Source organism: Streptomyces sp. NPDC044063, assembly GCF_056434285.1.
In genome coordinates, this window is sequence record NZ_JBWKFM010000002.1 from 180,480 (window position 1) to 197,556 (window position 17,077).

The 17,077-nt window shown below is 73.9% G+C and carries 19 protein-coding genes; 9 read left to right on the plus strand and 10 right to left on the minus strand.

The features are described from left to right. The first annotated feature begins 24 nt into the window (after window positions 1–24). Entirely contained in the window at window positions 25–1,221 is a 1,197-nt protein-coding gene (locus AC07BS_RS04390; RefSeq protein ID WP_478930142.1) for a sensor histidine kinase, read from the plus strand. 105 nt (window positions 1,222–1,326) lie between these two features. Further along, window positions 1,327–2,028, plus strand: coding sequence for a VC0807 family protein (locus AC07BS_RS04395; protein WP_478930144.1), 702 nt, complete (start codon window positions 1,327–1,329; stop codon window positions 2,026–2,028). Window positions 2,029–2,085: 57 nt separating this feature from the next. On the opposite strand, the gene AC07BS_RS04400 is transcribed toward AC07BS_RS04395, so the two are convergent. Further along, entirely contained in the window at window positions 2,086–2,448 is a 363-nt protein-coding gene (locus tag AC07BS_RS04400; protein WP_478640002.1) for a GntR family transcriptional regulator, read from the minus strand. 2 nt (window positions 2,449–2,450) lie between these two features. Further along, on the minus strand, window positions 2,451–3,440 hold the full coding sequence (locus AC07BS_RS04405; RefSeq protein ID WP_478930147.1) for a hypothetical protein: 990 nt from the start codon (window positions 3,438–3,440) through the stop codon (window positions 2,451–2,453). A 369-nt stretch (window positions 3,441–3,809) separates the two neighbouring features. On the opposite strand from AC07BS_RS04405, the gene AC07BS_RS04410 reads away from it, so the two are divergent. Continuing rightward, on the plus strand, window positions 3,810–5,483 hold the full coding sequence (locus tag AC07BS_RS04410) for an APC family permease (protein WP_478639999.1): 1,674 nt from the start codon (window positions 3,810–3,812) through the stop codon (window positions 5,481–5,483). A gap of 90 nt (window positions 5,484–5,573) precedes the next feature. Here AC07BS_RS04410 and AC07BS_RS04415 read toward each other — a convergent pair whose 3' ends face one another. Continuing rightward, complete coding sequence (locus AC07BS_RS04415) at window positions 5,574–6,530, minus strand: hypothetical protein (protein ID WP_478930149.1); 957 nt, start codon at window positions 6,528–6,530, stop codon at window positions 5,574–5,576. Window positions 6,531–6,760: 230 nt separating this feature from the next. On the opposite strand from AC07BS_RS04415, the gene AC07BS_RS04420 reads away from it, so the two are divergent. Next, entirely contained in the window at window positions 6,761–7,378 is a 618-nt protein-coding gene (locus AC07BS_RS04420) for a DsbA family protein (protein ID WP_478930151.1), read from the plus strand. Between the two features lie 52 nt (window positions 7,379–7,430). Here AC07BS_RS04420 and AC07BS_RS04425 read toward each other — a convergent pair whose 3' ends face one another. From AC07BS_RS04425 to AC07BS_RS04435, 3 genes are read right to left on the minus strand one after another with little or no spacing between them, the layout of a single operon-like run. Continuing rightward, on the minus strand, window positions 7,431–7,934 hold the full coding sequence (locus AC07BS_RS04425) for a nucleoside deaminase (protein WP_478639994.1): 504 nt from the start codon (window positions 7,932–7,934) through the stop codon (window positions 7,431–7,433). A 15-nt stretch (window positions 7,935–7,949) separates the two neighbouring features. Further along, the gene (gene cynS, locus AC07BS_RS04430) at window positions 7,950–8,420 is read right to left on the minus strand and encodes a cyanase (protein WP_478639993.1); all 471 of its coding nucleotides are present in this window, start codon (window positions 8,418–8,420) and stop codon (window positions 7,950–7,952) included. 52 nt (window positions 8,421–8,472) lie between these two features. Next, window positions 8,473–9,147, minus strand: a complete 675-nt coding sequence (locus AC07BS_RS04435; RefSeq protein ID WP_478930153.1) for a carbonic anhydrase — start codon at window positions 9,145–9,147, stop codon at window positions 8,473–8,475. A gap of 128 nt (window positions 9,148–9,275) precedes the next feature. On the opposite strand from AC07BS_RS04435, the gene cynR reads away from it, so the two are divergent. Then, entirely contained in the window at window positions 9,276–10,193 is a 918-nt protein-coding gene (gene cynR, locus AC07BS_RS04440) for a transcriptional regulator CynR (RefSeq protein ID WP_478930154.1), read from the plus strand. Window positions 10,194–10,244: 51 nt separating this feature from the next. Here cynR and AC07BS_RS04445 read toward each other — a convergent pair whose 3' ends face one another. Further along, the gene (locus AC07BS_RS04445) at window positions 10,245–10,565 is read right to left on the minus strand and encodes a hypothetical protein (protein ID WP_478639986.1); all 321 of its coding nucleotides are present in this window, start codon (window positions 10,563–10,565) and stop codon (window positions 10,245–10,247) included. A 138-nt stretch (window positions 10,566–10,703) separates the two neighbouring features. On the opposite strand from AC07BS_RS04445, the gene AC07BS_RS04450 reads away from it, so the two are divergent. Continuing rightward, window positions 10,704–11,534: an ATP-grasp domain-containing protein gene (locus AC07BS_RS04450; RefSeq protein WP_478639983.1), complete on the plus strand. Its 831-nt coding sequence runs from the start codon at window positions 10,704–10,706 to the stop codon at window positions 11,532–11,534. Between the two features lie 90 nt (window positions 11,535–11,624). Continuing rightward, entirely contained in the window at window positions 11,625–12,773 is a 1,149-nt protein-coding gene (locus AC07BS_RS04455; RefSeq protein ID WP_478930157.1) for a methyltransferase, read from the plus strand. 31 nt (window positions 12,774–12,804) lie between these two features. On the opposite strand, the gene AC07BS_RS04460 is transcribed toward AC07BS_RS04455, so the two are convergent. Beyond that, window positions 12,805–13,362 carry an ATP-binding protein gene (locus tag AC07BS_RS04460; RefSeq protein WP_478930158.1) on the minus strand — a complete coding sequence of 186 codons (558 nt, stop codon included), beginning with the start codon at window positions 13,360–13,362 and terminating at the stop codon, window positions 12,805–12,807. Window positions 13,363–13,561: 199 nt separating this feature from the next. Between AC07BS_RS04460 and AC07BS_RS04465 the strand changes: the two genes are divergently transcribed. Together AC07BS_RS04465 and AC07BS_RS04470 are read left to right on the plus strand one after the other, a co-directional pair. Beyond that, window positions 13,562–13,798, plus strand: a complete 237-nt coding sequence (locus tag AC07BS_RS04465) for a DUF397 domain-containing protein (protein ID WP_478639975.1) — start codon at window positions 13,562–13,564, stop codon at window positions 13,796–13,798. A gap of 92 nt (window positions 13,799–13,890) precedes the next feature. Then, window positions 13,891–14,799: a helix-turn-helix domain-containing protein gene (locus tag AC07BS_RS04470; RefSeq protein WP_478639973.1), complete on the plus strand. Its 909-nt coding sequence runs from the start codon at window positions 13,891–13,893 to the stop codon at window positions 14,797–14,799. Here AC07BS_RS04470 and AC07BS_RS04475 read toward each other — a convergent pair. Together AC07BS_RS04475 and AC07BS_RS04480 are read right to left on the minus strand one after the other, a co-directional pair. Continuing rightward, window positions 14,790–15,644, minus strand: a complete 855-nt coding sequence (locus tag AC07BS_RS04475) for an SAM-dependent methyltransferase (RefSeq protein WP_478639970.1) — start codon at window positions 15,642–15,644, stop codon at window positions 14,790–14,792. The genes AC07BS_RS04470 and AC07BS_RS04475 overlap by 10 nt on opposite strands. Window positions 15,645–15,797: 153 nt before the next feature. Then, a complete protein-coding gene (locus tag AC07BS_RS04480) occupies window positions 15,798–16,895 on the minus strand; it encodes a helix-turn-helix domain-containing protein (protein WP_478639967.1) in 1,098 nt (365 codons plus the stop codon). Window positions 16,896–17,077 lie beyond the last annotated feature (182 nt).

The following is a 17,077-nucleotide window of genomic DNA, read 5'->3' on the forward strand; positions in this document are numbered from 1 at the left end:
GGCATCATCCGTCCCCCACTGGGCATGGACGACCTCTCACGCCACCACGGTTACCGGTTCGATCCCACCGGCTGGCCGTCGCGACGCGGCGGGGAGCGGAACCTGACACCGGCCGCGCGGCTGTGCGGCTACGCGCTGTCCACGAGCTCCCTGGCGTTCCTCGCCATCCCGGCCGTCGCCGCGCTCGACGGCTCGTACGGCCCGGTCCGCTCGGCGCTGCTGCTCGCCGACGTCATCGCGTACGGGCTGAGCTTCCTGCTGGTGTTCTGGCTGGGCACGCGGGCCCCCCGCGCCGGCCGGATCGCGGCGGTGGCCTGGCTGGTGCTGCTGGGGTCGGGGGTCGTGGCGCTCACCGGGGAGTTCAACGCCCTGTTCTGCCTGGGCTACGCGGTGGCCGGGGCGATGCTGTTGCTGCCGGCCTGGGTGGGCCCGGCGCTGGGCGTGGGGGCGGCGGCCGCCGGCCTGGTCCTCTCCGGGTTCTCCGGAGGCGTCGAATGGCTGGGTTCGGGGCTGCTGCTGCTCGTGGCGCTCTCGATGGCCTCCACCTTCCTGCTGATCGACGCCCTGGTGCAGCTCCAGGCGGCCGGTGCCCGGATCGCCGAGCTGGCCATGGCCCAGGAGCGCTCCCGGCTGGGCCGCGACCTGCACGACGTGCTGGGACACAGCCTCACCGTCATCACCGTCAAGAGCGGGCTGCTGCGCAGGCTGCTGGAGAGCGGCGCGGACGAGGAGCGGGTGCGGGCCGAGGTCCGTGACGTCGAGGAGCTCTCGCGGCAGGCCCTCGCCGAGGTGCGGGCGACCGTCTCGGGCACCCGGACGGTGTCGCTGGCCGCTGAACTGGTGGGCGCCCGCCGCGCCCTGACGGCCGCCGGCATCGCCGCCGATCTGCCGCAGGCCACCGACGAGGTCCCGACCGCCCTGCAGGAGGCGTTCGCCTACGTGGTGCGGGAGGGCGTCACCAATGTCGTCAAGCACAGCCGCGCCGGCCGCTGCGTGGTGCGGTTCGGGCCGTCCTGGGTCGAGGTCCGCGACGACGGCGCCGGTCCCGGGGCCACGGCTGGGGAGCGCGACCGCGACGGGGGGCACGGGCTGTCCGGGCTGGCCGACCGGCTGCACGCGGTCGGCGGTGTCCTGACGGCCCGGCGGCTGCCGGAGGGCGGTTTCCTGCTGCGCGGCGACGCCACCGGGACCCGCACCGGCGCCCATGACAGCGCACCATGACAGCGCCCCATGACAGATGTCATGGCCCGATCGTGAGGAATCGCCGAGGTGGTGGGCGGCCCGGTCCGGGAAGCTGATGTCGTACCGAACGGAAAGAGGTGTGGGATGGCCGCGGGAAGCGTGGGCGTGAACGACGGTGAGAAGCAGGATTCGCTCGCCAAGGCGGTGGTGCCGCTCGTCTTCGACGTGGCCGTGCCGCTGGCCCTGTACTACACCCTGCACAGCGGCTTCGGCGTCTCGACGCTGTGGTCGCTGGCCGCGGGCGGCGCCGTGGGCGCGCTGCGCGGCGGCTACGAACTGCTGGTCAACCGGCGGCTGGAGATGCTGCCGCTGCTGGTGCTGGTGAGCAGCCTCGCCGGCATGGGGCTGTCCCTGCTGAGCGGCGACGAACGCTTCATGATCGCCAAGGACTCGTTCGGCAGCGGCATCGTCGGCCTGGTCACCCTCTGGTCGGCCTTCACCACCAAGCCGATGATGACGCAGGGCCTGCGCCCCTTCTTCACCCGCGGCGAGCCGGCCCGGCTGGCCGCCTGGGAGCGGATCAAGGGCCGCCCGGAGTTCGCGCGGACCGAGCGGCGGTCCACCCTGGTGTGGGGCGTGTCCCTCACGGCGGAGTGCCTGGCCCGGGTCGTCCTGGCCTACGTCCTGCCCGTGGACACCATGGTGTGGCTCTCCACGGTGCTGCTCGTCAGCGCCATCTCCTTCGCCACCGTCGGCGGCGCGTACGTGGCCGGCCCCATCCTCCGCATGCTGGACGCGGAGGCGGCGGCCGCCGAGCCGGAGCACCGGCCGGTGGCCGCCGCGTAGCGCGGCACCCCGCTTCACCCCACCCGGCCTCGTCCGTCCGCCCCGCCCCCGGAGGGTTCAGCCTCCGCCGGCGAGGGCGGTGCGGACGAGGCCGATCACGTCCTCGTCGCTCAGTCCGAGCGTGCGCGCTTCGGCGACGAGCCGGCGCGCCTGGACGGTGAGCCGGGCCCGCCCGGAGGAGGGGCCCTGGGCCACGACGGCGCCCCGGCCGCGGCGCAGCTCGATCAGGCCCTCCTCGCGCAGCCGCTGGTAGCCGCGCAGCACCGTGTGCATGTTGACGCCGAGGGACGCGGCGACCTCCCGGGCGGGGGGCAGGCGTTCCCCGGCATGTACGGAGCCGTCGGCGATGGCGCCGCGGACGCTCGCGGCGATCTGGTCGCCGAGGGACAGCGGTGAGGCGGGGTCGACACGGAACAGCATGGTCACCCTCCGGTGGCGGTGCGGCGTTCGCGGTCGGCCAGGGCGTTGAGGAGCGCCGCGGCGGTGGCGGCGTCGTCGACCGTGACGACGAACTCGCTGCCGGTCGTGAGCCGGGCGGAGACGGCGTCGCCGGAGCGCAGCACGATACCGCTGGCGCCGGGGCGGGCGCGGTAGCCCCAGCCGCCGAAGTCGCGCAGCGGGTCGACGGTGCGGTGGCCGGCCTCGGCGATGCGCTCCAGGGGGATGGTGACGCGCGGCCACGACACCAGGGTGGGCGTGACGGTGAGGCCGCGCCGGTCGGCGGTGACGCGTGCGCCGGTCAGCACGGCGAGGGGGAGGCCGGTGAGCAGCAGCGGCACGGCGGGCGCCCAGCCGGTGGTGAACCCGACGACGAGGCCGGCGGCCAGGACGAGGGCGCCGGTGACGGGCAGGACGCGGGAACCGGTGACCCGCGACCAGGCGGCCGCCTCCGAGTCGCCGAGCGGGAGGCGGACGGCCTCGGCGGAGGGCCCGGAGACGGTCTCGCTCTTCTCGTCCCGGCCGCAGGCGAGCCATCCCAGGCCCGCGCAGACGGCGGCCGCCCCCGCGGCGAGCGCGGCCTGGCCGCCGGGCAGGGTGACGGAGGCGGCGTCGGCGGCGTCGGCGTTGGCCCGTATCAGGGCGACGAGCAGCCAGCCGGTGAACCCGGCGACGGCGGCCGACATGACGGCGAGCACGCGCTGCACGCCGTCGGTGCCGCGCAGCCGGCGGGAGAGGCCGCCGAGCAGCACGCCGGCGCCGATCTGCACAGCGAGGGCGGTGGCGAGGAAGCTTCCCTGCCCGGAGAAGCCGTCGGCCTTCCCCCGCGTGCCGATGTGGGTCGCCATCCGCGCGGGCAGCCGGTCGTGCAGGGCGAGGAAGGCCCAGAGGACGGCGACGGCGGACAGCAGGGCGGGGACGACGGCGACGAGGACGCGGCGGGTACCGATGGGGACGTGCCGGGTTCGCGGCATGACAACACCTCCAGTTGTTTGCACATTAGTAGAACAAGTGGGGCGCGGGAAGGGGAGCCGGATCCGGTCGGCGGGCCGTCAAGATGCCATCAAGGAGGCGGGCGTGGTACGCGTCACACGCGGCCCGGCCGGAGGGGTGCGGGGCTCCCGCGATGGGGGCTGTTACCCGGTGTTCGCGTAGTATGTCTGCCGTCGCTCCTGTGTCCTCGGCCGTGCCCGGTGTCCGCTCCCGGGGGTCGTTTCCGGCGAAGCCGATGAGGCCGGTGCCGGGGGCGCAGTGCAGGCGTAGTTCCTCGCTCCATGTTCTTCGCTCGGCCCGACAGGTGACGGCTTCCAGTCTTGGCCTCCAGGAAGAACGGAAAACACCTCGTGGATCTGAGCGCGCCCCAGAAGAAGGGCCTCAGCCTCTTCGCCCTGATCATGATCGGGCTGGGGTCCATCTTCGGCTCCGGATGGCTCTTCGGAGCCGGCCAGGCGGCCCAGGTCGCCGGTCCCGCCGCGCTGGTCGCCTGGGTGATCGGCGCGATCTTCATCGGCATGATCGCGATGACGTACGCCGAGGTGGGCGCCGCCTATCCGCTGCCGGGGGCCATGGCCCGCTTCGGCTCGATCTCGCACGGGCCCGTGCTGGGCTTCGTCACCGGCTGGGCCGTGTGGATCGCGACCGCCTCCCTGATCCCCATCGAGGCGATCGCGGGCACCCAGTACATGTCCTCGTGGAGCTTCGGCTGGGCCAAGGGCCTGGTCGCCCACGGCAGCCTCACCGCCACCGGCATCGCGACGGCCCTGCTGCTGACGTTCGCCCTGTGGCTGGCCTGCTACTGGTCGGTCGAGCTGCTGGCGCGCGCCAACAACCTCCTGACGCTGGTCAAGTTCGCCATCCCCGTCCTCGCGGTCGGCGCGCTCATCGCCTCCGGCTTCCACACGGAGAACCTCACCGCCCACGGCGGCTTCGCCCCCAACGGCTGGTCCGCCGTCCTCACCGCCGTCACCGCCTCCGGCGTCGTCTTCGCCTTCAACGGCTTCCAGGCCGTCGTCAACCTCGGCGGCAACGCCCGGAACCCCGGCCGCGCCATCCCCCTCGCCCTCGTCGGCGCCCTCTCCCTCGGCCTCGTGATCTACCTGGCCCTCCAGGTCGCCTTCCTCGGCGCCGTCCCCCCTTCGAGGCTCGCCGAGGCCGGCGGCTGGAGCGGCATCAACTTCGCCTCGCCCTTCGCCGACCTCGCCAAGCTGCTGATGCTCCACTGGGTCGTCACCATGCTCCAGTTCGGCGCCTTCATCTCGCCCAACGGCGCCAACATCGGCAACGTCGCCTCCTCCGCCTACCTGGCGCAGAACCTCGCCGAGACCGGCTTCTTCCCCAAGAAGATCGCCGAGGTGCACCCCCGCTACGGCGTCGCCCGCCCCGCCATGTGGCTCAACCTGGGCTTCTCCGTACTCCTGCTGCTGACCATCGGCCACAGCTGGGAGGCGCTGGCCAGCGTCGTCTCCGCCGCCATGGTCGTCTCCTACCTCATGGGCCCCATCGCCGTCGGCGTCTTCCGCGAGACCAAGCCGGACCTGCCCCGCCCCTTCCGGCTGCCCGCCGCCAGGATCCTGTGCCCCATCACCTTCGCCTTCGCGGCCTGCGCCCTGTACTGGTCGAAGTGGCCCAACACCGGCAAGGTCGCCGTCCTCACCCTGATCTCGGTGCCCGTCGCCGCGATCGTGCTGCGCCGCCGGGGCGAGAGCGACCTGCGCCGCCAGTTCGCGCCGGCCTGGTGGATGGCCGCGTTCCTGCTGTGGCTGTCGGCGCTGTCGGCGCTGGGCAGTGAGGAGTTCGGCGGCCACGGCGTCATCCCGGGCGGCGCGGACATCGCCCTGGTGGCGCTGTCGGCCGTGGGCTTCTACTTCTGGGCCGTACGCGCCGGCGTCCGGGCCCACGAGGCCGGGCTGCCCGGCCCGGACCCCGTGCTCGGGGACGCCGTGCGCGAGGACGCCGGCGAGCCGGCCGCGGTCCCGGCGCCGCGCCCGGCCGAGCCCGCCGGTACCGCCGTCTCCTGACGGGCGGCGCCCGCGCGCACACCGACACGGAAGGGGCCGTGGCTCGTACGAGCCACGGCCCCTTCCCCATGCCGCCGAGCGCGGGGCGGTTCAGCCGAAGAACACCGACGAGACGGTGTCCCCGAAGCCGATGGCCGCGAGGTCCGGCACGTTCCCGTCCACCACCTTCGACCGTCCCTTGCAGTTCGGCTCGCTCCAGATCTTCACGGTGCCGTCGGTCGTCAGCGACGAGGCCACGTTGTCCCGGAAGACGTTCTGGCAGCCCTTGCCGGCCAGGCCCTGGGCCCCGTTGTCCGCGAAGTCCTTGTCGTCGAAGAGGACGACGCTGGTGGCCGGGGCCTTGGCGCCGCCCGGCTTGCCGGCCCCGCCGCCCTGGCCCGTCGTCCCGCCCTTGCCGGCCTTCCCGCCGTCCGGCGTCACACCGAACCACGTGCCGCCCACCCCTTGGCCCTTGGTGTCCCCGGGCCTGGCGTCCTTGGCGAACCGGTAGACGGGCCAGCCGTTGATCGTGACCTGGTGGGTGCCGTCGTTCCGGGTGATGACGCCCAGCGCCGACTTCTTCACGCCCTCGACGAAGATCTTGCCGCCGGGCGCGATGAGCACGGGCGGCCAGGTGGTCGCGCAGGCGCCCTCGCAGGTGGACTTCGAGGGGTTGGCGGAGTCCTTGTCGAACCGGTAGAGCGTGAGCCCCGCGCCGTTGACGACCACCGGGTCGAGCGCCCCGGCCCGGGACGCCGTCAGCTGGACCCAGGAGCGGGCCGCGGGCACCGCCGGGCCGCCGTTCATGGCCGCCCAGTCGCCCGTCCCCTGCCCGGCGCCGTGCCGCTTCGCCGCACCGGTGAGAAAGGTGAGGTCGCCCACGCCCGAGCGTCCCGCGTCGTCGCCGGCGGCGGCTTCGCGGGTGTCGCCGGGGCCCTGCGCGGCGGACGAGGACACGGCCGCGTTCCTGGCGGCTCCGTCCGCGCCGGAGCCCGAGCCGCACGCGGTCAGGGCCAGGACGCCGGCGGCCGCGAGAGCGGAGAGGACGGCTGCGCGCTGCTGGAACATGGGATCCCCCTCGACGTCGGTTCCGGTCGTTCGGTGCCCGGAACGGTTCGCGGTGGGGTACGGGGCCGATCGCGGCGCGACTCATCCCGTTGCCTTCCCGGGACGAGAACCGGACGAGTCCGTCACACGGCGAGAGGCGGGGCGGAATATCTGACATGGCAGATACTGTTGAGGCAGGTGAATCGCTCGCGACCCCCGCGGGCGCCGTCCTCTCCCAAGGAGACGCCCCCATGAAGCTCGTCTACGTCTTCGACGCCTACTGCGGCTGGTCCCACGGATTCGCCCCCACGATGAGCGAGATCGCCCGGCGCCACCCGGACCTGCCGGTGGAGGTCGTCTCCGGCGGTCTGTTCACCGGCGCCCGCCGGGTGCCGATCCGCGAGTTCGGCTACGTCCAGGGCGCCAACGCCAAGATCGCCGAGATGACGGGCGCCGAGTTCGGTCCCGCCTACGACCGGCTGATCGCGGACGGCTCCTTCGTCATGGACTCCGAGGCCGCGGCCCGGGGCATGGCCGCCCTCCGGCAGGCGGCGCCGGAGCGCGCCGTCGAGCTGGCCGAGGCGATGCAGACGGCGTTCTACCGCGACGGCCTCAGCCTGTCCGAGCCCGCCACGTACCGGGTGATCGCCGAGCGGGCCGGGCTGGACGCCGACGCCGTCGTCGCGGGCTTCGCGGCCCCGGCCGCCCGTGCCGCGGCCGAGGCGGACTTCCGGCACGCCCGGGGCATGGGCGTCGAGGGCTTCCCCACCCTGCTCGCCGCCGACGAGCGCGGGGCGGCCGTCCTGGCCGTCGGCCATGCCACCGCGAACGAGGTCGACCGCCGGCTGGCAGCCCTCCGCACCGCCTGACGGCAGGACCCGCCCGGGCCGTGGAACCGGCCCGGGCGGGCGGGGGAGTGCCTCAGGACGTACCGACGGGGGCCCCGGCCACCCGGCGGTCGCCGCCGTTGCGCTCCTGCCAGGCGCGGTAGACGGCGGTGGCGTCGTCCCTGGGCTCGTACCGCATGGGCAGCCGGCGCTCGGTGTACGGCTTGGCGAACTCCGCGTAGAAGGAGTTCAGCTCGAAGTACCTGCGGTCGTCGACGTAGTGCGGCTCGTAGTCCTCGCGCGTGGTGAGGAAGACGACCTCGTCGGGGCTGCAGTAGTACAGCGAGCCCAGACACATGGGGCACGGATGGGCGAGCACGTAGATCGTCGTGCCGGTCAGGTGCTCGGTGCCGAGCCGGACGCAGGCCTCGCGGACCGCGAGGATCTCGGCGTGCGCCGTCGGGTCGCCGGTCTGCGCGACCAGGTTGGGGCTCTCGGCGACGATCTCGCCGTCCTTGACGATGACGGTCGCGAACGGGCGGCCGCCCTCCTCGACGTTGCGCCGGGCGAGATCGATGGTGCGCTGGACGAAGTCCATGGTGGTCCTCCGGGCTCAGAAGGGCTTGGTGGGCAGGTACTTGCCGTCGAGGGTGATCACCGCACGGTGGCCGCCCTCCGGGTCCGCCACCTTCTTCACGTCGAGCCGGAAGTTGATGGCGCTGATGATGCCGTCGCCGAACTGCTCGTGGACCAGGGCCTTGAGGGTGGTGCCGTAGACCTCGAGCATCTCGTGGAAGCGGTAGATCGTCGGGTCCGTCGGCCTGTCGCCGGAGTGGGAGCCGCGCGTCGGGATCGTCGTCAGCAGCCGGGCCGCCTCGTCGTCCAGGTCCAGCCGCGCGGCGACCGCCGCCGCGGCCTCGGCGGGCAGGGCATGCTGGCCCAGCAGGGCGGCGGTGACGAACGCGACGGACAGGCCGGCGGTGTCGGCCAGCTCCTGCCAGCTGAGGTCCTTGCGGGTCTTGGCCTCGACGACGACAGCGGCCAGCTCCTGGCGGGCGCGGGGGTCGAACTGTGCGTGGATCATGAGAGGGATTTCCTTTCGGGAGGGTGGGAAGGAGAGGGGGCCGGCGTGCCGGTCAGGCCGCGAGGGCGGTGAACCGGTCCCCGGCGGGGTCGAGTTCCTCGACGCCACCGGTGCCGATGTCGTAGACCCAGCCGTGCGCGGCGAGGGTGCCGCGTGCCAGGGCGCGGGCCACCGAGGGATGGGTGGCCAGGTTGGCGAGCTGGGCGCGGACGTTGTCCCGGACGAGCCGGCCGACCGCGTCCGGGCCGACCGCGTCCGGGCCGTCCGCGTCGGGGCCGACCGCGTCCGGGCCGTCCGCCGGGGCCGCGCCGGTCGTACGGACGGCGGCGCGTGCCCGGGCCGCGTCCGCGTGGCCCAGCCAGCCGGCGACGGCCGGGAGGGCGGCGAGGTCGTGGCTCTCGGCGAGCGCGGTCATGGCGCCGCAGGCGGAGTGCCCGCAGACGACGACGTCGCCGACGCCGAGGACGTCCACGGCGTACTCGATGCTCGCCGCCACCGCGTCGGCGGACCCCGGTGTGTGGGCGGGGACGAGGTTCCCGGCGGTGCGGACGACGAACAGCTCGCCCGGTTCGCACTGCGTGAGCAGCTCGGGCACCACGCGGGCGTCCGAGCAGCCGATGAACAGGGCCCCCGGGCGGTGGGTGGTGGCGAGGCGGGCGAAGAGGTCCGCCCGGGCGGGGTAGGCGTCCCGCCGGAAGCGCCGGACACCGTCGGACAGCTCGGGCATGGTGACTCCTTCATGACGGCCGGCCCGTGTCGGCCGACGTCATTCAGAGTGCTTCACCTTGGCCTATAGTGTCCAAGTCGTAGAAGTCATGACTTCTATAGCTGTCATCTATAGGAAGGCCCTGGGCCGTGGAACTGCGCCACCTCCGCTATCTGCTCGCCGTCGCCGAGCACGCGAGCTTCACCCGCGCCGCCGAGGCCCTCCACGTCTCCCAGCCCACCCTCTCCCAGCAGGTGAAGCAGCTGGAGCGGGCCCTCGGCACGCCCCTCCTCGACCGCACGGGCCGCACCGTCCGTCTGACGGACGCCGGCCGGGCCTACGCCCACTACGCGCGCCGCGCCCTGCGGGACCTCGCGGCCGCCGAGCGCGCGGTCGTGGACGTCCAGGACCTCTCGCGCGGCACCCTGCGCCTGGCCATGACCCCGACGTTCACCGTCTACCTGCTGGGCCCGCTGGCCGAGGAGTTCCACACCCGTCACCCCGGAGTCGCGCTGGAGGTGCGGGAGATGACCCAGGAGAGCATCGAGGCGGCCCTGCTCGCCGACGAACTGGACCTGGGCATCGCCTTCACCGGCCCCCATCCGCCCGGCATCACCGGCACACCGCTGTTCACCGAGACCCTCAGCCTCGTCGTCGGCCCGGACCACCCCCGCGCCGGCGACGGCGGCCCGCCGCTCACCGCCGACGAACTCGCCGGGCATCCCCTGGCCCTGCTCGGCGGGCACTTCGCCACCCGGAGCCACATCGACGCCTACTTCGCGGGGTGCGGGGTCCGGCCGCGCATCGCCGTGGAGGCCGACTCGATCACCGCGCTCACCGAGATCGTCCGGCGCACCCGGCTCGCCACCGTCCTCCCCGACGCCGTCGCCCGGGACCACCCCCACCTCCGCACGGTCCCCCTGAGCCCCGCCCTGCCCGTGCGCACCGCCGCGCTGCTGTACCGCGAGAGCGCCTACCGGAGCGCCGCGGCCCGCGCCTTCACCGCCGTCGTCGGGGACCGGGCGGGGGAGTACGGGGCGGCCGTAACGGGTCCCGGAGACGACTGAGCGGGCCGGGCACCCGGGGCGCCCGGCCCGCTCGGTCACGATCCCGCGAGGTCAGCGCGGGTCGTACTTCAGGCTCTTGAAGGAGACGTTCTGCGGGGCCTCGTGGCGCGGGGCGAGGCGTGTCGCCTTGCCCTTGCAGTTCTTCTCCGGGAAGACGTCGAGCGGCTTGCTCATGTAGTTGCGGGCGCCGCGCGCCTCCTGCTCCATGGACATGCACTTGTTCGGGGGCAGCTTCTGTACGAAGTAGGGCCTGCCCTTGGGGCCCACCCAGGCGAATCCACCGTCCTCGGCGGCGGCACTGCCCGTGGGCAGGGACGCGGCGAGGAGGAGTCCCCCGAGCACGGCGACAACGGCGTTGCGGAACGAGCGCATCACGAATCCTTGCATCTCGACGTCGTGGCGAAACGGGCCGAAGCCCTCGCAGCGGTCAACGACGACGGACGCCCCACGACACGGTGCGTGACCGTGCGGGTAGTCTCGACAGGACCGATGATCTTCCAGGAGAGCACCATGACATCCGCCCGGCCCCGCGTCCTCTACGTCACCGACCTGGCATTCCAGGCCAAGGGGCGGCGGTACTGCGACGAGGACATCGAGCTGGGCACGCGGCTCCGGGAGGACTTCGAGGTGGCGTTCTGTCACCCCCTCGACGCGGCAGCGCTGATGGAGTCCTTCGACATCGTCGTGGTCCGCAACAGCGGTCCCGTGCTGCACTACCAGGCCGCCTACGACGCCTTCCGCGAGCGCGCCGCCGCACGCGGCGTCCGCGTCTACAACCAGCTCTCCGGCAAGGCCGACATGGCCGGCAAGCAGTACCTCCTCGACCTGACCGCCGCCGGCTTCCCCGTCATCCCGACCGCCGACCGCGCGGAGGACCTCGACCGGCTCCCGGAGGCGGCCGAGTACGTGGTCAAGCCCAAGCTCGGCGCCGATTCCATAGGCCTGGAGTTCGTCCCCCGGGAGCGGCTGCGGGACATGTGCCGCGGCGACGTCCTCGTCCAGCCCCGTGTCGACTTCATCTACGAGGTGTCGTTCTATTTCATCGACCGCGCCTTCCAGTACGCGCTCCACGCCCCCGACCCGGACCGCCGCTGGGGCCTGGAGGCGTACGAGCCCACGGCCGAGGACCTCGCCTTCGCCCAGCGCTTCGTCGACTGGAACACCGTCGACCACGGCATCCAGCGCGTGGACGCCTGCCGCGACCGGGACGGCCGGCTGCTCCTGGTCGAGCTGGAGGACCTCAACCCCTACCTCTCGCTCGACGCCCTCGCCCCCGCCGTCCGCGAGACCTTCGTCGCGAACTTCAAGGAGTCCGTGCACCGCGCGCTGCGCGCCGGATGACCCCGGCGCCCCGCCCGGGGAGGGCGGGGGCCTGCGGTGATGCGCGAGGGGCCGCCGGGGCTCGGATAGCCTGAGAGCACGATGAACCGCATGACGACGCCCTGGGGCGAGATCTCCCTCACCCGCTTCCCCGAGGACCCCCGCGACACCCTGCGCGCCTGGGACGCGGCCGACGAGTACCTGCTGGAGCACCTCGCCGGAGCCGGCGGCGAGCCGGTCGACCTGTCGGGCACCGTGGTCGTGGTGGGGGACCGCTGGGGGGCGCTCGTCACCGCGCTCGCCGCGCACGCCCCCACCCAGATCACCGACTCCTACCTCGGCCAGCGGGCGACGCGGGCCAATCTGGCGCGCAACGCGGGTGCCGGTGCCGGGAAGGTGCGGCTGCTGTCGACCCGGGACACCCCGCCGGAGCGCGTCGACGTGCTGCTGGTCCGCGTGCCCAAGAGCCTCGCGCTCCTGGAGGACCAGCTCCACCGCCTGGCGCCCGCCGTCCACGAGGGCACCGTGATCATCGGCACCGGCCGGGTCACCGAGATCCACACCTCCACGCTCGAGCTCTTCGAGCGCGTCCTCGGCCCCACCCGCACCTCCCTGGCCAGGAAGAAGGCCCGGCTGATCTTCTGCTCGCCCGACCCGGCCCGGGCGCGCGGGGCCAGCCCCTGGCCGCACGGCTACCGGCTGGACGCCGACTCCGGGGCCGGCGCGGGCCTGGAGGTCGTCAACCACGCCGGCATCTTCTGCGCCGACCGCCTCGACATCGGCACCCGCTTCTTCCTGCGACACCTGCCGCGGCACAGCGGCCCCGAGCGGATCGTCGACCTCGGCTGCGGCAACGGCGTGCTGGGCACCGCGGCGGCCCTGGCCAACCCCGACGCCGAGCTGGTCTTCATCGACGAGTCGTACCAGGCCGTGGCGTCCGCGGAGGCCACGTTCCGGGCTAACGCCGGCCCCGGCCGGACGGCGGAGTTCACCGTCGGCGACGCCCTGTCGGCCGTACCGCCCGCGAGCGTCGACCTGGTGCTGAACAACCCGCCCTTCCACTCCCACCAGGCCACCACCGACACCACGGCCCGGCGCATGTTCGGCGGCGCCCGCGCGGCGCTGCGCCCGGGCGGCGAGCTGTGGGTCATCGGCAACCGCCACCTGGGCTACCACGTCCGGCTGCGCCGGCTGTTCGGCAACTGCGAGGTGGTCGCGAGCGACCCGAAGTTCGTCGTCCTGCGCGCCGTCCGGACCTGACCCCGACGCCGGAGCCCGCCGCCCGGCCCGGCTACCGGGTGGTGATGCGGGCCCACACGGTCTTGCCGGTGGGCTGCGGCGGGGAGCAGCCCCAGGCCTCGCTGAGCGCGGCCACGATGTGCAGCCCGCGGCCGGTCTCGGCGAAGTCGTCGGCCGCGCGGGCCGTGGGCGGCGCCGGGCAGGGGTCGGCGACGGCGCAGACCAGGGCGTGCTCCTTGCACACCAGGGCGAGCCAGGCTGTCGCCGGGGCTCTGCCGGGCGCGTGCCGGGCCGGCCGGCCGAGGGCGTGCCGGATGGCGTTGGCGACGAGCTCGGCGGTGACCGCGCCGGCGTCGTCGGCGTAGGCCGCGAGGTCCCAGTCGGTGAGGGTGCGGCGCAGGAAGGCCCGGGTGCGGGCGGGGCTGCACGGGCCCCCGTCGAACCGTATGGCGGCGAAGAGGGTGGTCGACAGCCCCAGCGCCACCCCCCAGTCGTGGCGGCTCGACCGCAGGATCGACTCCAGGGTCGCCGTGGGCGGTTGCTGCGCCGGTGTGGCGCGGGGGCACCCGCACGAGGTCGTGCCGTGGGAAAGTCGCCTGCCTGCGGTCATGTTCATCCCCCCGAGGGACGTTTCGTCGAGGACGCCGATAGGGATCCGTCCGGTCAGTATCCTCACTGATCCCGCCGATGCAATTGCAGTGGGAATTGCATCACCCTCGGCACGTCATGAACGCCTGTGCGAACGACGGGTCGGCGGTCCGGGACGGGGCGGGGGAGCGTATTCGAACGAATCGGAGGGGACACCGGAAATGCAGCAGGTCGACAACGGCATGCCCGCGAGTTCGATTAACGGCGCGGTCTGGGTCAAGAGCCGGCACAGCACCCCCAGCGGGAACTGTGTGGAGCTCTCGGCCCTTCCCGACGGCGGGGTGGCGATTCGGAATTCTCGTCATCCGCAAGGACCCGCTCTGGTATACACGCGCGACGAGCTGGTCGCCTTCCTCGCCGGCGCGAAGGACGGGGAGTTCGACTTCCTCGCGCGGTGAAGTCGGCTGAAATGAAACGCAGTTAGGGACTGCGGCGGGGCTTCTGGGGGTCATACTGTGCGCGCCACCGGTACGACCCCCAGGAGTTCGTCATGTCCTCCCCCTCGCATTCCTCCCCGTCGGCCGTTCTCCGGCAGCTGCGCGACCCCTACGTGGGCGCCACCGCGCTCGGCATAATGCTCGGGCACCAGCTGCGCGCCCTCAGGGAGGAGGCGGGGGTCACGCCCGCCGCCGCGGCGGACCGCATCCGGGGCAGCACCTCGAAGATCAGCCGCATGGAGACGGCCAACAGCCCCCTCAAGGAACGGGACGTCGACGATCTGCTCCAGCTGTACGGCATCGACGGGACGGGCCGCGAGGAGTACCGCCGGCTCGTCCGGCGGTCCGCCGAACCCGGCTGGTGGCAGCGGTACGGCGACGTCCTCCCCGGCTGGCTGAAGACCCTGGTGAGCCTGGAGCGCGACGCCGAGGTGATCCGGACCTACGAGGTGCAGTTCGTGCCCGGCCTGCTGCAGACCCCCGCCTACGCCGAGGCCGTCGTGCGCAGCGGGCACCGGATGGCCTCGGACGCGGAGATCCGGCGGCGGGTCGGCCTGCGCATCGGCCGCCAGAACACCATGCTGCGCGAACCCGGGTCCCCCGTCCTCTGGGCGGTGATCGAGGAGTCCGTGCTGCACCGGCCGATGGGCGGGAACGAGGTGATGCGCGAACAGCTGGAGCACCTCCTCGCCGTCACCCGCCGGCCCACGGTGCGCCTTCAGATCGCGCCGTACGGGCTCGGGCAGCGGGTGTCCGTGGGGCCGCCGCTGACGTATCTGCGCTTCGCCCCGACCATGCTGCCGGACATCGTGTACATCGAACTGATGAACAACGCGCTGTATTTGGACAAGCCCGAGGAGACCGCCGAGTACCGGGCGGCCCTGGATGAACTGAGCGCCCTGGCCGTGCCCCCGCCGGACAGCCGCCAGGAGCTGCTGAAGGCCCTCGACCGCTACAGCTGAACCACCGGCGCGGGCTCCCGCGGCCCGCGTCGGCCGACCCGGCCCACGCCGCCGAACTCCAGCAGCTCCCGGCCCGGCCGGCGCGGGGCCGGTGCCGCGTCGGGGCGCCACGCGGAGACCTCGACCAGCCCGGGGTCGAGGACCTCCAGGCCCTCGAAGTACGCCTCCACGTCGTGGCGCTCGCGCACCCTGCCCCACGCGCCGCCGGTGGCCTCCCGCATGAACCCCGTGACCTGCCGTCGCGTCACCGGGTCGTCGGCCACCAGCTGGCAGACCACCAGGAAGCTGCCGGGCGCCAGCTGCCGGGCGACGCGCCGCAGGACCTCGCCCGGCGCGTCCTCGTCGGGGACGCAGTGCAGGACGGACACGAACAACGCGGCCACGGGCGCCGTCAGGTCGAGCAGCCCGGTCACCCGCGGATGACGCAGCACGTGCCCGGTGTCGCGCAGGTCGGCACCGACCACCGCGGTGCGCCCGTCCTCCTCCAGCAGCGCCCTGCCGTGGGCCACGACGACGGGGTCGTTGTCGACGTAGACCACCCGGGCGTCGGGGTGCACCCGCTGAGCGATCTGGTGGACGTTGTCCTGGGTGGGGAACCCGGCGCCGTGGTCGAGGAACTGGCGGATCCCGTACTCCTCGGCCAGCCGGCGCACCACCCGGCGCAGGAAGGCCCGGCTGCCCCGGGCCAGCGCCGCCGTGCCGGGCGCCCGGTGGAGTAATCGCTCGCAGGCCTCCCGGTCGGCGGGGTAGTTGTCCTTGCCGCCCAGGTAGTAGTCGTACATGCGCGCGACACTCGGCACCGTCGCGTCGATCCTCATGGGCGGCCGTGCCTCGCTCTGCTCCATCTGACCCCTTCGCCGAGTGCACCGGACCACGTCCGGAGCCGGCCGTGAAAGTCCCCCGGACGCGCGGAAGTTCACATCCTAGGGAGAGGAATGGGGGTGTGCGAGACCACGATGGCACGGCGGGGGCGCGGGCGCGGAACCGGGGCGCGCGCGTCACCCGCCCGTGGCGGCGGGTGGCGTGTCGGCCGCCCCGGCCGGGGTGTCGATGGTGGCGAGGAAGCCGTAGTGGAAGGCCTCCCACAGCGGACGGACGTCCGCCGGCCGGCCGTCCAGCGCGGTGACGAGCAGGCTGACGGGCGCCCAGTCGGGCACGCCCTCGCCCTCCAGCAGGTCCTGCACCACATGGTGGGTCAGCCGGCCGGCGGAGGCGTTGCGCAGATCGGCGTGGCTCGGGCCGCCCGCCGCCAGGTACAGGCCCCGCAGCGCGGCCCGCAGCCGGTCGGCCGCGGCGCCGATCGAGTCCCGGGAGGCCGGGCCCAGCCCGTGGCCCGCCTCCCACAGCACGCGCAGGTCGGCCGGGTCGCCGCCGAACGCCGTCGCCAGCGTCCGTACGACGGCCCAGGCGGGCATCCGCTCGCCCGCCAGGATGCGCGAGACGTACGACGGCGACAGATCGTTGGCCACCGCCACGTCCCGGATGGTCCGCCCGCTCAGCCCGTGGAGGTGGGACAGCGCGGCGGCCAGCTTGCGCGCGGCGTGGTCCACCGCGCTCTCCTCCGGCTGCGGCCGCGCGCCGGCCGGGGGCGCGGCCTCGGCGGTGGCGTCCGGGGCGCGCGGGCAGGGCGGGTCGGCGTGCTCGGCGGCCGCGGCGCGCTCGGCGTCGCGGCGCTGCAACCGGCGGCGTACCTCCTTCTCGTTCCACCGCTGCCGCGCGGTGGTCTCGCCGACGTTCGCCGCGTCGCCGATGGCCCGCCAGCTGAACCCGGACGTCCGGGCGTCCTGCACGGCGGCCGCCCGGTAGTACTCCACCTCCTTCACCAGGTCGCCGGCCAGCCGCAGCAGGACGGACAGCCCGCGCCCCGCGTGCTCGGCCTCCAGCAGCCGGGCGGCGCTCAGTTGCAGGTCCTCGGCGACGCGCAGGCCCAGCGGGCGCGAGGTGTGCGCCCTGGCCGGCAGCAGCCGGCCCTCGCGCAGGCGCTGCGCCCGGCGCCGGCAGGAGCGGCCGCAGTACACCTTCCTGCGGCCGGGTCCCGCCGTCTGCTCGACCTCCCGCCGGCACACCGGGCAGACACTCGATTCCGGAACGCTCACGTCGCCACCCTTCGCACATCACGGCTGACATTTCTCCCCTCGCCGTGCGGGGCTCGGCGGCCCGCCGGCGGCCGGGAGAGGAGAGGGGCCGGGGGGGGGGGGGGGGGGGGGGGGGGGGGGGGGGGGGGGGGGGGGGGGGGGGGGGGGGGAGAGGGGGGAGGGGGGGGGGGGGGGGGAAAGGC

Coding starts and splice junctions, on each gene's coding strand:
- AC07BS_RS04390 (WP_478930142.1), top strand. CDS start 25: ATGGACGACCTCTCACGCCACCACGGTTACCGGTTCGATCCCACCGGC.
- AC07BS_RS04395 (WP_478930144.1), top strand. CDS start 1,327: ATGGCCGCGGGAAGCGTGGGCGTGAACGACGGTGAGAAGCAGGATTCG.
- AC07BS_RS04400 (WP_478640002.1), bottom strand. CDS start 2,448: ATGCTGTTCCGTGTCGACCCCGCCTCACCGCTGTCCCTCGGCGACCAG.
- AC07BS_RS04405 (WP_478930147.1), bottom strand. CDS start 3,440: ATGCCGCGAACCCGGCACGTCCCCATCGGTACCCGCCGCGTCCTCGTC.
- AC07BS_RS04415 (WP_478930149.1), bottom strand. CDS start 6,530: ATGTTCCAGCAGCGCGCAGCCGTCCTCTCCGCTCTCGCGGCCGCCGGC.
- AC07BS_RS04420 (WP_478930151.1), top strand. CDS start 6,761: ATGAAGCTCGTCTACGTCTTCGACGCCTACTGCGGCTGGTCCCACGGA.
- AC07BS_RS04425 (WP_478639994.1), bottom strand. CDS start 7,934: ATGGACTTCGTCCAGCGCACCATCGATCTCGCCCGGCGCAACGTCGAG.
- cynS (WP_478639993.1), bottom strand. CDS start 8,420: ATGATCCACGCACAGTTCGACCCCCGCGCCCGCCAGGAGCTGGCCGCT.
- AC07BS_RS04435 (WP_478930153.1), bottom strand. CDS start 9,147: ATGCCCGAGCTGTCCGACGGTGTCCGGCGCTTCCGGCGGGACGCCTAC.
- AC07BS_RS04445 (WP_478639986.1), bottom strand. CDS start 10,565: ATGCGCTCGTTCCGCAACGCCGTTGTCGCCGTGCTCGGGGGACTCCTC.
- AC07BS_RS04450 (WP_478639983.1), top strand. CDS start 10,704: ATGACATCCGCCCGGCCCCGCGTCCTCTACGTCACCGACCTGGCATTC.
- AC07BS_RS04455 (WP_478930157.1), top strand. CDS start 11,625: ATGACGACGCCCTGGGGCGAGATCTCCCTCACCCGCTTCCCCGAGGAC.
- AC07BS_RS04460 (WP_478930158.1), bottom strand. CDS start 13,362: ATGACCGCAGGCAGGCGACTTTCCCACGGCACGACCTCGTGCGGGTGC.
- AC07BS_RS04465 (WP_478639975.1), top strand. CDS start 13,562: ATGCAGCAGGTCGACAACGGCATGCCCGCGAGTTCGATTAACGGCGCG.
- AC07BS_RS04470 (WP_478639973.1), top strand. CDS start 13,891: ATGTCCTCCCCCTCGCATTCCTCCCCGTCGGCCGTTCTCCGGCAGCTG.
- AC07BS_RS04475 (WP_478639970.1), bottom strand. CDS start 15,644: ATGGAGCAGAGCGAGGCACGGCCGCCCATGAGGATCGACGCGACGGTG.